General features: G+C 49.7%; 11 protein-coding genes and 1 tRNA gene. 2 read left to right on the forward strand and 10 right to left on the reverse strand.

What is annotated here, in order from left to right; genetic code table 11:
- Together LKD70_RS15860 and LKD70_RS15865 are read right to left on the reverse strand one after the other, a co-directional pair.
- A complete protein-coding gene (locus LKD70_RS15860; protein WP_227708851.1) occupies window positions 1-2,013 on the reverse strand; it encodes a beta-galactosidase in 2,013 nt (670 codons plus the stop codon).
- 67 nt (window positions 2,014-2,080) lie between these two features.
- A complete protein-coding gene (locus LKD70_RS15865; protein WP_227708852.1) occupies window positions 2,081-4,195 on the reverse strand; it encodes a glutamine synthetase III family protein in 2,115 nt (704 codons plus the stop codon).
- Window positions 4,196-4,678: 483 nt separating this feature from the next.
- Here LKD70_RS15865 and fba point away from each other — a divergent pair, with 483 nt between their 5' ends.
- Window positions 4,679-5,647 (forward strand): class II fructose-1,6-bisphosphate aldolase, encoded by a 969-nt coding sequence (fba, locus tag LKD70_RS15870; protein WP_227708853.1) that lies wholly within the window; start codon window positions 4,679-4,681, stop codon window positions 5,645-5,647.
- A 334-nt stretch (window positions 5,648-5,981) separates the two neighbouring features.
- Here the strand turns inward: fba and LKD70_RS15875 are convergent.
- The 6 genes from LKD70_RS15875 to murB all read right to left on the reverse strand — a co-directional run bounded on the left by LKD70_RS15875 (window position 5,982) and on the right by murB (window position 10,353).
- Window positions 5,982-6,053 (reverse strand) — tRNA-Glu (locus LKD70_RS15875).
- Between the two features lie 190 nt (window positions 6,054-6,243).
- A complete protein-coding gene (locus LKD70_RS15880) occupies window positions 6,244-7,173 on the reverse strand; it encodes a diacylglycerol/lipid kinase family protein (RefSeq protein ID WP_227708854.1) in 930 nt (309 codons plus the stop codon).
- Between the two features lie 142 nt (window positions 7,174-7,315).
- A complete protein-coding gene (locus tag LKD70_RS15885) occupies window positions 7,316-7,576 on the reverse strand; it encodes an HPr family phosphocarrier protein (RefSeq protein WP_227708855.1) in 261 nt (86 codons plus the stop codon).
- Complete coding sequence (gene whiA, locus LKD70_RS15890; protein WP_227708856.1) at window positions 7,573-8,532, reverse strand: DNA-binding protein WhiA; 960 nt, start codon at window positions 8,530-8,532, stop codon at window positions 7,573-7,575. The genes LKD70_RS15885 and whiA overlap by 4 nt, the downstream gene beginning before the upstream one ends.
- A 9-nt stretch (window positions 8,533-8,541) precedes the next feature.
- Window positions 8,542-9,423, reverse strand: a complete 882-nt coding sequence (gene rapZ, locus LKD70_RS15895) for an RNase adapter RapZ (RefSeq protein WP_227708857.1) — start codon at window positions 9,421-9,423, stop codon at window positions 8,542-8,544.
- Between the two features lie 24 nt (window positions 9,424-9,447).
- The gene (gene murB / locus LKD70_RS15900; protein WP_227708858.1) at window positions 9,448-10,353 is read right to left on the reverse strand and encodes a UDP-N-acetylmuramate dehydrogenase; all 906 of its coding nucleotides are present in this window, start codon (window positions 10,351-10,353) and stop codon (window positions 9,448-9,450) included.
- A 227-nt stretch (window positions 10,354-10,580) separates the two neighbouring features.
- Between murB and glmM the strand changes: the two genes are divergently transcribed.
- Complete coding sequence (gene glmM, locus LKD70_RS15905) at window positions 10,581-11,924, forward strand: phosphoglucosamine mutase (RefSeq protein WP_227708859.1); 1,344 nt, start codon at window positions 10,581-10,583, stop codon at window positions 11,922-11,924.
- A 53-nt stretch (window positions 11,925-11,977) separates the two neighbouring features.
- On the opposite strand, the gene LKD70_RS15910 is transcribed toward glmM, so the two are convergent.
- Both LKD70_RS15910 and LKD70_RS15915 read right to left on the reverse strand, forming a co-directional pair.
- Window positions 11,978-12,748, reverse strand: coding sequence for an N-acetylmuramoyl-L-alanine amidase (locus tag LKD70_RS15910; RefSeq protein WP_227708860.1), 771 nt, complete (start codon window positions 12,746-12,748; stop codon window positions 11,978-11,980).
- A 135-nt stretch (window positions 12,749-12,883) separates the two neighbouring features.
- Window positions 12,884-14,236 (reverse strand): HlyC/CorC family transporter, encoded by a 1,353-nt coding sequence (locus LKD70_RS15915; RefSeq protein ID WP_227708861.1) that lies wholly within the window; start codon window positions 14,234-14,236, stop codon window positions 12,884-12,886.
- Between the last annotated feature and the right edge of the window lie 198 nt (window positions 14,237-14,434).

Raw genomic sequence — 14,434 nt, forward strand, 5'->3', positions numbered from 1 at the left:
TTAACGTAACAGTATACACTGGAACGCTTCCAGTTCAATCTCCCCTTCGTACACCTCTTTGCTCTCCGCATCCTCATACCGCCCGATTCCGCTGATAAGGACCGGCTCGTTTTTAAAGTTCATGATGAAAATCACCCGTCTGCCGTCCTCCGCGCAGCGCTCCGTCACAGTCACGCCGTACGGCAGAGACACTCCCAGGGCATTTTTTATCCCCGCCTGTTCAAACACATTCCGGTAGAACGCATTCAGAAATCCCCGGTCCGTCTCCGCGGCCACATAGTACGCAGCCCCGTTTCCATACCGGTTTTTCGTCACAACCGGGCATCCCGCGTAAAAGTCCTTCTCATAGACAGACAGCACGTCCGTTCCATCTTTCGCGCGGACAATCTCGCACATCCTTCCGGCCGGCCAGGTCCCGTCTCCATAGCAGAAACTGTTTTCAAACTCTTCCGAAGGCGCGTCGATCTCCTCCTGGATAACACCCAGAACATCCTCCAGCGGATGGTGACCGGTAAAGCACAGATCGTGCTCATCTACTACACCGCTGAAATACGTCGTCACATAGACTCCCCCTGCGGATACAAACTCCCGCACCCGCTCTGCGTATCCGGATTTATACATATAGTTCATCGGCGCTGCCACGAGACGGTATCCGGAAAGATCCGCATCCATGCTCACGATATCCGCCTCGATTCCCGCCTCCCAGAACGCCCGGCAGTGGGCCAGGACGCGGTCCACATAGTCGAGATCCATCCTGGGGCCTGTGATATGCTCTGCCGCCCACCAGTTCTCCCAGTCAAAGATCACCGCGGCCTTCGGGCGGTTCACCGTGCCGTCCAGAAGCTCTCCCAGATGCTCCAGACGCGCCCCGACTTCCGTCACTTCCCTGAATGTCCTCGTGTCGCTGCCGTTTTTGTGATCCAGCACCGCGCCGTGGAACTTCTCATAGGCGCCGCGCCCTTTTCTCCACTGGAAATACTGGACAGAATCCGACCCATGGGCCACTGCCTGCATGGAGGAGAGCATATGCATCCCGGGACGCTTCAGCGGATTATTCTTTCTCCAGTTGATCTGGGAAGGCGCGCTTTCCATCAGAAGAAACGGCTTTTTCTTCATGGAACGCATCATGCTGTGGTTTGCCGCCGCGCGGACAGCCACAGGCACTTCGTCCTTTCTCTCGTGCCAGAACGGATAGTTGTCCCAGGAAACTATGTCAAGTTCTTTCTGAAGACGGTTATAGTCAAGCCCCTTAAAGAAGTCCATAAAGTTGGTCGTCACCGGCAGATCCGAGTGGGTTCTCACAGCATGTATTTCATGGGCGCAGAAATCACTGATCTGTTCCGTGGAAAATCTTCTCCAGTCCAGTTCGAGTCCCGTCATTGTCCACTCTCCGTGGGGTGCGGGGCTGTGAATCTGCTCCCAGTCGGTATACACATGGCTCCAGAACCTTCCCCACCACGCCCGGTTCAGTTCACCGAGTGTTCCGTAGCGCTCTTTCAACCACTCCCGGAACGCCTTCTGACAGTGCTCGCAGTGACAGGTAGAATCACCGAAATTGCCGCCAAACTCATTGGAAATATGCCAGAGTATGACATTTTCCTTTCTGCCGAACCTCTCTGACAGAGCCGTGTCAAGAAGCCGGATCTTCTCCCGCATGACCGGAGAAGTATAGCAGAAATTGTGACGTTTCCCGGGCAGATTGCGTTTTCCGTCCGCTCCCACCTGCATCGTTTCCGGATATTTCTGAGTCAGCCAGTGCGGCATGGCGCCAGAAGGCGTCGCCAGAATCACCTGGATCTTTTCTTTCCCCAGCCGGTCAATGATCTCTTCCAGCCAGTCAAAGTCATATCGGCCCTCCTCGGGCTCAAGCACCGCCCAGGAAAATACACCCAGTGTGACGCAGTTGACCCGCGCTTTCTTCATCAGTCTGATATCTTCTTCAAGTATCTCCGGGCAGTCAAGCCATTGCTCCGGGTTGTAGTCTCCGCCGTGGAGAAAATGTCCGCCTAACATAAAAACCTCCAAAAAACAGGGAAACCGCCGTCGGCAGTTTCCCTGCGTATATTCATTTATTTAATTATTATACTTCAAAAATCAGATCTCCGTAGGACGGCATCGGCCATGCCTCTTTGTCCACGATCATCTCCAGCTTGTCGACCGGAGCGCGAAGGGCTTCCATAGCAGGAACTACATCTGAATGATAGAAGTTTGCCTGTACGGCTCCCTCTTCTTTCGCAGATGCTTCATTCGTCACTTTCACCAGCGCATCCAGTGCTTTCTTTGTCTCCGCCATAAGCGCAGTCACCTCATCAAGGCACGCTTTCTGTACAGATGCGTCAGCGCCTGCCGCCGTTACAGCATTGACCGTATCCGCAAGCGTCTTCGTATACTTAATAAACGCCGGAAGGAACTGCTTGCTCGCCATATCAATCATCGTGCGCGCTTCAATATTGATTGCCTTCGCATATGTCTCGTACTGAATCTCCGCACGGGATTCAAGCTCGGCACGTGTAAATACTCCGAACCTTTCAAACAGTTCTACTGCCGTATCAGTAACCATAGCCGGAATCGCCTCTACCATGGAACGGATATTCGGCAGGCCTCTTCTTTCTGCCTCCTCTACCCATGCCTCAGAGTATCCATCTCCATTGAAGACGATCCTCTGGTTTTCTGTCGCATACTCTTTAATCAAGTCATGTACAGCCTTGTCAAAGTCGTCCGCTTTCTCCAGCACATCGCACGCATCCGCGAAAGCCTCTGCGACAATCGTATTCAGAACGATATTCGGCGATGCCACAGAATCACGGGATCCTACCATACGGAACTCAAACTTGTTTCCTGTAAACGCGAACGGCGACGTTCTGTTTCTGTCTGTCGCATCTTTTGCCAGCTCCGGCAGAGTACGCACTCCGGTCTCAAGCTTACCGCCTTTTAAGCTGTGTGTAGCTTCTCCTGTGCTGATCAGCTGTTCCAGCACATCCTCAAGCTGCTCTCCTAAGAATACGGAAATAATAGCCGGCGGCGCCTCGTTCGCTCCAAGCCTGTGATCATTGCCCGGGTCAGCTGCAGACTCCCTTAAAAGATCCGCATGCATGTTTACCGCACGAAGAATACATGTCAGTACGAGAAGGAACTGAGTATTTTCATGAGGCGTCTTTCCGGGGTCAAGCATATTAATTCCATCATCTGTTGTGATGGACCAGTTGTTATGTTTACCGGAACCGTTAACTCCCGCAAACGGCTTCTCATGGAGCAGACATTTCAATCCATGCTGGCACGCAACCCTTTTCAGAGTCTGCATCACAATCTGGTTGTGGTCAACCGCAATATTTGCCTCCGCATAAATGGGAGCAAGCTCGTGCTGCGCAGGAGCCACTTCATTGTGCTGTGTCTTCGCGGTAACGCCTACTTTCCAGAGTTCAATATTAACATCTCTCATAAATGCCGCGATTCTCTGACGGATCGTTCCGAAATAATGGTCATCCAGCTCCTGTCCTTTAGGAGGCATAGCGCCAAACAGCGTACGTCCCGTATAAATCAGATCTTTTCTCTGTTCAAACTTTTCTGCATCTACAAGGAAATATTCCTGTTCCGGTCCTACAGACGGCGTAACTTTTTTGGATGTAGTATTTCCGAAAAGTCTTAAAAGCCTTAACGCCTGCTTATTAATCGCTTCCATCGATCTGAGAAGCGGCGTTTTCTGGTCAAGCGCCTCTCCCGTATAAGAGCAGAACGCCGTCGGGATGCAGAGTGTAGCTCCGGCCGCATCCTGTCTTACAAAGGCCGGAGAGGTGCAGTCCCAGGCCGTATATCCCCTTGCTTCAAATGTAGCTCTTAACCCGCCTGACGGGAATGAAGAGGCATCCGGCTCTCCCTTGATAAGCTCTTTTCCTGAAAAGCTCATCAGCACCTTACCGCTTGGCTGCGGAGCGGAAATAAAGGAGTCATGCTTCTCTGCCGTCACGCCTGTCAGAGGCAGGAACCAGTGCGTGTAGTGTGTCGCGCCTTTCTCGATCGCCCATTCTTTCATCTCATGCGCGATGACATCCGCAGTCTCAAGATCCAGCTCCTTGCCTTCCTCAATCGTCTTTTTCAGGTTTTTATAAACCTTCTTGGGAAGACGCTCCTGCATTACGGTATCGTTAAACACGTTTTCCCCAAAAATATCGGCTACGTTGAATAATTCTGTGCTCATATTCAATCCCTTCCTTTTTCTCTTTTTTCTCCGCAGACCTTCACCCCGGAAATTTCTCCGATTTGCCCGAAATGTCAGAAGACACCTTCCGGGATTGTAAACGCTTGCCAAGACCTCGGGCAAGCCCGGGCTCCGGTTCATCGCGACTACAAAAAAGGGCACTCCAAGCTATGTTGGAACGCCCTTGTTCTTTGTCTACGTGTGACAGTATACCTCAATCATTTTGAAAAGGCAAGTAAATTCCTGCAAAAAATTTTTTTGACTTTTCTCAAAATTTTTCAGGTATTTCCGTCTGAATCATCCCGCTTCTATGCTGACGCCACAAAGCATTTTTCGACTTTTCTTAACTGTTTCGACTTTTCCTATTATATCGTATGGCACATAAAAAGACAACATAAAAAAATCTTGTTGATTTCGGCAAAATGTAGTAAGATACATGTACAGGCATGTATGCCAAATATGGTGAAGAAAGGAAGACAAACAATGCCATTAGTAACAACTACAGAAATGTTCAAAAAAGCCTATGACGGCGGTTATGCAGTAGGTGCTTTCAACGTGAACAACATGGAGATCGTTCAGGGAATCACAGAGGCTGCCGGCGAACTGAAGAGCCCGGTAATCCTTCAGGTTTCCAAGGGAGCGAGAGCTTACGCAAACCACACCTATCTTGTCAAGCTGGTAGAAGCCGCAGTAATCGAAAATCCGGATATCCCGATCGCTTTGCACCTGGATCACGGCGACAGCTTCGAGACATGTAAATCCTGTATCGACGGCGGATTTACTTCTGTCATGATCGATGCTTCCTCCAAACCGTTCGAGGAGAATATCGAGATTACCAAGAAGGTTGTTGAGTATGCGCACGCTCACGGCGTTGTCGTAGAAGCAGAACTTGGCACTCTGGCAGGTATCGAGGATGAAGTAGTCGTAGAAGCAGGGCAGGAGAGCTACACTCATCCGGAAGAGGTTGAGGAGTTCGTAAGCAGAACCGGATGCGATTCTCTTGCAATCGCCATCGGAACTTCCCACGGCGCTTACAAATTTACCGCTGAGCAGTGCACCCGCAACGAGAAAGGTATTCTTGTTCCGCCTCCGCTGCGTTTCGACGTACTGGAAGAGTGCATTAAGAGACTGCCAGGCTTCCCGATCGTTCTTCACGGATCTTCCTCCGTACCGCAGGATTTCGTAAAGATGATCAACGATTTCGGCGGAAGCATGCCGGATGCCGTAGGTATCCCGGAAGAGCAGCTCAGAAAAGCAGCTCAGCTGGCTGTCTGCAAGATCAACATCGACTCCGATATCCGTATCGCTATGACAGGCACAATCAGAAAGTACTTTGCTGAGCATCCGGATCACTTCGACCCGAGACAGTATCTGAAACCGGCTCGTCAGGCCGTAAAAGATATGGTTGCTCACAAGATCGTACACGTACTCGGATCTGACGGTAAAGCCTGAGACTGAGACACAGAGCTGACCATAAAACATAAAGGGCGCTGCCGCTCCATAGACTGAATTATCGTCTATGGAGCGGCAGCGTCTTTTTTTGCCGCATTTCGAAAAGCAAATAACAAAAACCCCGGAAAGTCTTGTAAATACGGGAAAGTTCGTATTTCATTACAGAATATCCCTTATGTTATATATAGTGCTGCATCTTCAAAAATAAGTTGTGGCATACAAAGGAGTTAATTTGTGTGAACTATGAAATCACGTCCCGAAATAGTGCAAAAGAAAAAAGCAGAACGCATGACATCAAGTACAAAAAAAGTCCCGTATTTCGGGACTTTTCAAGTGACTCCGAGGGGAATCGAACCCCTGATTCCAGCGTGAGAGGCTAGCGTCTTGACCGCTTGACCACGGAGCCTTATTTCTTTTCTGCTGTTTGGCCGTGCCTCACAGCGAATATAAATATATCATATACTTTTACGGAATGCAAGTCTTTTTTTAATTTTTTTTACATTTTTTTCATTTCATGTTTTTCGACAGCTCCGGAAACAGATTATGTCTCTTTTTCAGGGATACCGCCGCACGGGCGGCTTTCCCCGCAAAAGCAATTACAGTTCTCCCGCCGCCTCTGCAGACAGCTTCGCAGCAGTCTCCTGTTTTATCATGAGATTAAGCGCACGTCTGCTGTTTCTGACCACAACTTCATCATGATTTCCTCCAAATTCACCGTCTCTTGTCCACGGGATCTCCTCCATAGACTCAAACTTCACAGATCCGGTCCGGAAACAGTACATCCGCTTCGGATTCACCTGCCGCATCACAATCGCCCCGAGCAGTTCATTGAGCTCCAGCGGATTCTTCGGAGTCTTTATAAGCATCACCTCAAACTCTCCGTCATCAAACATGACATCCGGACCGACAAGACCTTTGAATCCTCCGACAGATCTTGAATTTGTCACCATACCGTATATAAACTCGTCTTCAATCTCCTGCCCGTCATGTGTCACTCTCACTTTATAAGACGGAATATTGAACACTCTCTTTGCGCCTTCCAGAACATATGCAAGGTGCCCCAGCATATTTTTCAGGCTCTGATCGGTCTCGTAGGAGACATCGGTAAAAATACCAAAAGCAGCGACATAGATAAAATAATCGCTGTTAAAAACCCCAACATCACAGCAAAATTCCGTCCCATTCACCGCCACATCAGCGGCTTCCAAAATATCTTTCGGAATCCCCAGACTTGCGGCAAAATCATTTGTCGTTCCCGTTGGGATATACCCCAGCGGAATCGTCATATCCGTCATCTGCATTCCGGTCACAACTTCGTCAAGCGTTCCGTCTCCACCGCTGCAAACAATCAGATCATAACTCATATCCAGCGATTTGATCTTCTCAACAGCATCCTGCTTTTTTTGTGTCGGATATGCTGTCACTTCATATCCGGCTTTGGTAAAAATATCGAGAATATCAGAAATCTTTGGTTTCAAAACTCCTGTCCCGGCATTCGGGTTATAAATAAACAGCATTCTCTTCATAATAATCCGCATCCTCCCTGACGTGACATCTGTTCCCTCCTGCATCTGACAATGAAAGGCTGTACTCACTATCAGTACAGCCCGTCTTACCATTTTCTCTATCTCAATCAGGCCGGCTTTCGGCCGAATTTCTCTTCCGCAATTATTTTACGTTGTTTGCAAAAAACATCCTGATTCCCTCGGCAGCCTTTTTTTCATCCTCGCCTTCGGTTACAACAGTAATCTGCTCGCCATCCACAAGGCTCAGGCTCATCATTCCCATGATGCTCTTGGCATTGATGTTTTTCTCGCCGATCTGGATATATACCTTGCTGGCATACTGGCTTGCCTCCTGCACAAGCAGAGCAATCGGTCTTCCGTCAAATCCTTCTTCTGTCTTTACTACAACAGGTGTTTTAATCATAATAATCCTCCTTGTTCCTGCCTCACCTTATCTGCCATCTCCCCCAGCCTGCGCAGTCTGTGATTCATACCGGACTTACCGACAGGAGGTGTAAGATACTCTCCCAGTTCTTTCAGAGTAGCATCCGGATTTTCAAGACGGGCAAGAGCCGCCTCCACCAGATTCTCCGGCATGTTTTCAAAACCTATTGTATCTCTGAGGTATGTAATGTCCTCAACCTGTTTCACAGCCGCCGACACGGTTTTATTAATATTGGCAGTCTCGCAGTTCACCTTTCTGTTCACAGAATTGCGCATCTCCTTGAGCACTCTCACATTCTCAAGTTCCAGAAGGGATACATGCGCTTCCATTACGTTCAGGATATCTACTATCTGCGATCCTTCTTTCAGGTACACGACAAAATTTTTCTTGCGCGGTACGATTTTTGCATCCAGGTCAAAACTGCATATCACTGCCCTGATCTGTTCCGCCGCCTCCGGCGTGGAGCAGACAATCTCAAAGTGATATGATTTATTCGGGTCACTCATGGAACCCGCAGCCTGGAACGCGCCCCGCAGGAATGCCCGGCGGCAGCACATCTGCTGGAATACAAGCGGACTGAACGCCCTGTGATTTTCCAGATCATCCTGATGTTCTCCAACCATTTTTATCGCCTGAAGAATCCTCAGTGCGTCTTCATGCCGTTTGACTACGACCGAATAAGACACACTTCCTTTTCTGATATTCCGTCTGATTGAAATATCAGTTTTTATATTAAATGTTTTTTCTATCAATGTAAAGACTTTTCTCGCAACAAGAAGATTTTCTGAATGGATCTTGATGCTGTACTGCTCAAAGCTGTTGACTGCCACTGTACCGCAAAGCCCGATAAAAGCAGCGGTTTCAGCGATTCGGCAGTGTCTGGCGGAGCTCATGCTGCCTGCCAGTTCTTCCCTGACTTTTCCAGAAAAAGACATTGTCCCGTCTCACTCTTTCCTTTTTGTTATCGCATCTTTCCCGATATCCCGGTGTTCAATCCGTACCCCGTAGTTTTCTTTCTGCTCCAGTATACGGTAAAGGGCATTGGCAAGCGTAACAGACCGGTGCTTGCCCCCTGTACATCCGATAGAGATCACAAGCTGGTTCTTTCCCTCGAGAATGTAGTTCGGAATCAGGAAGTCTACCATATCCTTCAGTTTTTCCAGAAAGACCTGCGTCTTCTCATTTTCCATCACATAGTCCTGCACCTCTGCGTCATTTCCCGTCTTCTCCCGCAGCGATTCTATATAGTAAGGATTCGGTAGGAACCTCACGTCAAACACAAGATCCGAGTCCTGCGGAATTCCGTATTTAAACCCGAAGGACATGACTGTGATATACAGGTTGCAGAAACTCTGTCCTTTTACAAATATTTTCTCCAGCTCAAGCTTCAGCTCTCTTGTGAGCATCTTGCTCGTGTCGAGTATATATGTGGCCTTCATCTTCAGGAACATGATCTTCTCACGCTCCTTTGCGATCCCCGTGTCGACACGGCCTGATCCGCTTAAGGGATGCTGCCGTCTCGTCTCCTTGTACCGCTTGATGAGCACGTCGTCGCTGGCGTCAAGGAACAGGATCTCGTACTCGTTCTTTTTTGCGTCCATATCTTCCAGCACATCTTTCAGGCCGGAAAAATCCTGCCCTCCGCGCACGTCAATCCCCAGCGCCACCTTCTTCACTTCCTCTTCCGGTTCGCTGAACATCTCCACGAAACGCGGCAGAAGCGGGATCGGAAGATTGTCTACGCAGAAATATCCCATATCCTCAAGCATTTTAAGTGCCGTTGTTTTCCCCGCACCGGACATTCCGGTTACAATCACAAAGCGCATCTGCCAAAACTCTCCTATCTTCTTTTAAAAATCGCCTATCTTCTTTACTTCCGGTTCCAGGCGCACTCCGGAATTCGCCTCCACTCTGCGGATCACTTCGTTCATCAGTTCATCCACTTCTGCGGCGGTTGCTCCGCCCCGGTTGATTACGAACCCGCAGTGTTTTTCCGAGACCTGGGCGTTTCCCACTCTGAATCCGCGCAGTCCCGCATCCTCGATCAGCTTCCCGGCAAAGTATCCTTCCGGGCGTTTGAACGTACTGCCTGCGCTTCCGTATTCCAGCGGCTGCTTCTCTACCCGTTTTTTCCGGAGTTCCTCCATCTTTGCACGGATCTCTTCTCTGTTCCCTTTCTTCAGAGACAGGACCGCCTGAAGCACAACGTAATCTCTCGCTGACACGATGCTGGTGCGGTATCCCATCTTCATATCTTCAACCGGGATCTCAAGGATTTCTCCATCCGGCGTCAGAACTTCCGCGCACTTGAGCACCTGCTTCATCTCGCCGCCGTATGCGCCCGCGTTCATGCGGACCGCGCCGCCGAGTGTTCCGGGAATTCCCGAGGCAAACTCCATTCCCGTCAGCTCCGCCTCGCAGGCCGCCGCTGCCACTTTCGACAGGAGCGCCCCCGCCTGCGCCCGGATGATCTCTCCCTCTGTGCTGATCTGATTCATATGTCTGAAAACCTGTATGATCACACCCCGGTATCCCCTGTCACCTACGAGGAGATTGCTCCCGTTTCCGACAATATAGTAGGGCACGTTTCTGTCTCTGCACAGTCTGATTACCTCGCGGATTTCCCCGGTGTCTGCCGGCGTCACAAAGTAGTCTGCCGGGCCGCCGACCCGGAACGTCGTATGGCCGGACATGGGTTCATCTTTCAGGACATGCTGCTCTGATGCCGCAGAACATAGTTCTTCGTAGAAGTTCATAAATACGCTCCATTTCAGATTATTTTCACCCTATTATAATCCATGTGCCGCGGGATGTAAAGCCGCAGTTCTGCCGCATCGTCTGTACACGTTCCCATATGCTTTTCTGTAACAAAGAAGAAACACTTGTAACTTTTTCGTAATGGTAATATAATAGTGCTGTGGTGAAAGAGGCTTGTGCCTCCGGACACGGCATAAATATTAATGTAAACAAGAGGACGACAGTAATGGGAAAATATTTTGGTACTGACGGCTTCCGCGGGGAAGCAAACGTTGTTCTGACAGTGGAACATGCGTTCAAAGTAGGCCGTTACCTTGGTTGGTATTTCGGGCAGGAACATAAGGCAAGAGTCGTAATCGGCAAAGATACAAGAAGAAGCAGCTACATGTTTGAATATGCGCTTGCTGCAGGCCTCACCGCCTCCGGGGCAGACGCGTATCTTCTCCACGTAACGACAACCCCGAGTGTTTCCTATGTGGTCAGAACAGAAGATTTTGACTGCGGAATCATGATCTCCGCAAGCCACAATCCGTTCTATGACAACGGAATCAAGGTCATCAACAGCGCCGGCCACAAGATGGAAGCAGAAGTGGAAAATAAAATCGAAGCGTACATTGACGGTGAAACAGAGGAACTGCCGCTTGCGACGAAGGAGAATATCGGACGCACAATCGACTATGCAGCCGGAAGAAACCGCTATATCGGACATCTGATCTCACTCGCCACCCGTTCTTTCAAAGATATGAGAATCGGGCTTGACTGCTCAAACGGAAGTGCCTTTGCCATCGCCAAAAGCGTGTTTGACGCGCTCGGAGCAAAGACATATGTCATCAACAATGAGCCGAACGGAACGAACATCAATACCGACTGCGGATCTACGCACATCCATGTGCTTCAGGATTTTGTAAAAGAGAAAAAACTCGACGTCGGCTTTGCCTACGACGGAGATGCAGACCGCTGTATCGCGGTAGATGAAAACGGAAACGTGGTAGACGGCGACCGCATCCTCTATGTGTGCGGAAAATATCTGATGGAGCAGGGACGCCTCGAAGGCAACACGATCGTCACGACTGTTATGTCAAATCTCGGACTTTACAAGGCGTGCGACAAGATCGGCATGAAGTACGAGCAGACTGCGGTAGGCGACAAATATGTGTATGAGAATATGATGAAGAACGGTTTCGTGCTCGGAGGCGAGCAGTCGGGACATATCATCTTCAGCAAACACGCGAGAACAGGGGACGGAATCCTGACTTCCCTTATGATCATGGAAGTGATTCTCGAGAAAAAACAGACACTCGGAAAACTTGCTGACGAAGTGAAGATCTATCCCCAGATCCTGAAAAACATCCGGGTAAAAGACAAAAAGACCGCGCAGGAAAATCCTGCCGTACAGGAGGCGGTACAGAAAGCGGCTGACGCGCTCGGAAGCGACGGACGCATCCTCGTCCGCGAAAGCGGTACCGAGCCTGTTATTCGCGTCATGGTTGAGGCAGTCTCTGATGAGATCTGCGAGAAATATGTGGACAGTGTCATCGACGTCATCAAAGCGCAGGGACTTACCGAATAATTCCTCTGCTTATACAGCCGGGATATACGGATAATCCGTATATCCCGGTATTTTTATCCCTGTACAATCACAGTCTGATACCCGGCCCTTTTAAGCCGTCTCTCCATCGCCGCAGCCTCATCGATTGTGGGATATGTCCCGACTGTGACCCGGTAGAGTCCTCCGTCCTGACTTGTCACCGCAGGGAAATCCTGATCCAGAAGTTCCTGCTGAAGCCGGCTTGCGTAAGCGCCGTTTCGGAACGCGCCAGCCTGAACCGTATAGGACGAGCGCGATGGTTCCAGTTCGCCGTTCATCTGCAGAGTATCCAGAATTCCCTCTGCAATCGCCAGTGCGATAGAGTCAAAATGGTCATCAAAGAGCTGGTTGTCAGTATCCGAATTGATAAATCCCGCTTCCACAAGAACGGCCAGCATGTTCGTACGCCGCAGCACAACCAGACCGGGACGTTCCTTGACTCCGAGATTGACAAACCCCAGCGTCTCAAGCTGCTCATTTATATTCTCCGCCATCTGCAGTTTTATTCCGGATTTATCGTATACAAGTGATTCCACGCCTGACGCGGAATTCGGAGTGGGATTGGAATTGCGGTGGAGTGAGACAAAGAAGTCCACCCCGGCCTCATTCGCCTCCATGGCTTTCTGATACGGCGATTCATATACGTCAGTGGTGCGTGTGTAGAGGACATCCACTCCCCGTTCCTGGAGAATCTCCCCAACTGCCAGGGCAAGTGCAAGCGTGTCGTCTTTTTCCTGTCGTCCGTTATAGACCGCACCAGGATCTCTTCCCCCGTGCCCGGCGTCAATCATAATAGAATAGGGCATAATATGCGCTCCTTTTTTGCGGTTAATCTATAACACAATATGCAAAAAGCGGGAAACGGTGCATTCTTCCGGACACATTCCGGACAGATCCCGTTTCCCGCCTTCACTGTATTTTCTTTATGTCTTCTGCGTTTTCTACAGGCGGACTGCTTCCGCCTCCGCATGATGTTCCATTTTCACCGGTTCTTCCGCATGTTCTCCGCTCTCCTCCCCGTCCGTTTTCTTCTCCGCTGTCTCCGGCGGCAGATACACGTGGATGCTTTCCACCCGGTTTTTGTCCAGCTTCTCCGCGACAAGGCGGATTCCGTCCTCCGTCGTCACCTCATCTCCCATCTCAGGCAGACGGTCCAGGTACTGAATCATATAGCCTCCGAGGGAATCATAGTCCTCCGATGAGAAACCCGTTCCGATCCGGTCGTTGACATCGCTCAGATTCACAGACCCTTCGATCACATACTCCCGTTCCGCAACCTGCCGGATCATGTCATCCTCCTGCTCATCATACTCATCATGAATCTCTCCGACGATCTCCTCCAGAACATCTTCCAGAGTGATTAACCCGGCCATCTCACCGTATTCGTCAAGCACAATTGCAATGTTGAAGGTCGATTGTCTCATCTCCACGAGAAGCTCTGCTATGCTCTTGTATTCGTAGGTGAAATGCGGCTCCCGCATAATATCTCTCACATGGAACGTCTCATCCCGGTCGTACAGGAGCAGATCTTTCATATTAATAATACCGACAATATTATCCGAGGACTCTTCATACACCGGAAGCCGCGTATATTTGTCTTCCCGGAATATCGAAATCAGCTCTTCATACGTGTTGTTAACATCCGCGAAAGTGACATGAACTCTCGGCACCATAATGTCCTTCGCATTGGCGTCGCTTAAATCAAACACGTTGTTGATCAGTTCTTTTTCGCCGGTCTCGATCACGCCTCTCTCGTGGCTCACGTCCACGATCGTACGCAGCTCCTCCTCGGTCAGACTCTTGTCCTTCTCAGCCGGATCGACCCGGAGCAGGAAAAGGATTCCCCTGGAGAGCAGATTGATAATAAAGATAAGCGGGGTCATCAGAGTCATAAAGATGTTGAGAACGCGGACGTACCGCAGCACCACCTTTTCCGCCCTCACCGCTGCATAGTTTTTCGGGGTTATCTCGGAAAAAACAAGAATCACAAATGCCAGCACCGCAGTCGCAGCAGCAGCCGTATACCCGCCGAACCGGTATGCATACGATGCCACAATCGCCGCCGCTGTGATATTCACAAGGTTGTTACCGATCAGAATTGCGCTATGCATCCGCGATGACCGGTTTTCAAGAATATCCGCCGCAAGACGCGCTTTTTCGTTTCCTTCATCGGCAAGGGCCCGAAGCCTGATTTTGCTCACCGATATAAGCGCAGTCTCGGAAGATGAGAAAAATGCTGAAAGAATCAGCAGAATGATCAGTATAATAATTTGAAAAGTGTCACCAGAGTCCACTGTAGTATTTTCACTCCTTTTAAAATACAGTACGTCTGATCTGACGTCAAAAATATTACAGATACCGGTTTATTATACACTGATTCCCGTTTTTTTGCAACTATGGCACCCGCGCAGGTCTTTACGCCTGTCCCTTTTTAGGATATAATTCTGGGGAAATATCCCACACACGATGGAGGAAAAACGATGATAAAGCTG

This window comes from Ruminococcus turbiniformis, assembly GCF_020687545.1.
In the GTDB taxonomy this organism is placed as follows: Bacteria; Bacillota; Clostridia; order Lachnospirales; family Lachnospiraceae; genus Mediterraneibacter; species Mediterraneibacter turbiniformis.

Excerpts from the sequence above, each read along its gene's own strand:
- LKD70_RS15860 (WP_227708851.1), bottom strand. The coding sequence starts at position 2,013 with ATGTTAGGCGGACATTTTCTCCACGGCGGAGACTACAACCCGGAGCAA.
- LKD70_RS15865 (WP_227708852.1), bottom strand. The coding sequence starts at position 4,195 with ATGAGCACAGAATTATTCAACGTAGCCGATATTTTTGGGGAAAACGTG.
- fba (WP_227708853.1), top strand. The coding sequence starts at position 4,679 with ATGCCATTAGTAACAACTACAGAAATGTTCAAAAAAGCCTATGACGGC.
- LKD70_RS15880 (WP_227708854.1), bottom strand. The coding sequence starts at position 7,173 with ATGAAGAGAATGCTGTTTATTTATAACCCGAATGCCGGGACAGGAGTT.
- LKD70_RS15885 (WP_227708855.1), bottom strand. The coding sequence starts at position 7,576 with ATGATTAAAACACCTGTTGTAGTAAAGACAGAAGAAGGATTTGACGGA.
- whiA (WP_227708856.1), bottom strand. The coding sequence starts at position 8,532 with ATGTCTTTTTCTGGAAAAGTCAGGGAAGAACTGGCAGGCAGCATGAGC.
- rapZ (WP_227708857.1), bottom strand. The coding sequence starts at position 9,423 with ATGCGCTTTGTGATTGTAACCGGAATGTCCGGTGCGGGGAAAACAACG.
- murB (WP_227708858.1), bottom strand. The coding sequence starts at position 10,353 with ATGAACTTCTACGAAGAACTATGTTCTGCGGCATCAGAGCAGCATGTC.
- glmM (WP_227708859.1), top strand. The coding sequence starts at position 10,581 with ATGGGAAAATATTTTGGTACTGACGGCTTCCGCGGGGAAGCAAACGTT.
- LKD70_RS15910 (WP_227708860.1), bottom strand. The coding sequence starts at position 12,748 with ATGCCCTATTCTATTATGATTGACGCCGGGCACGGGGGAAGAGATCCT.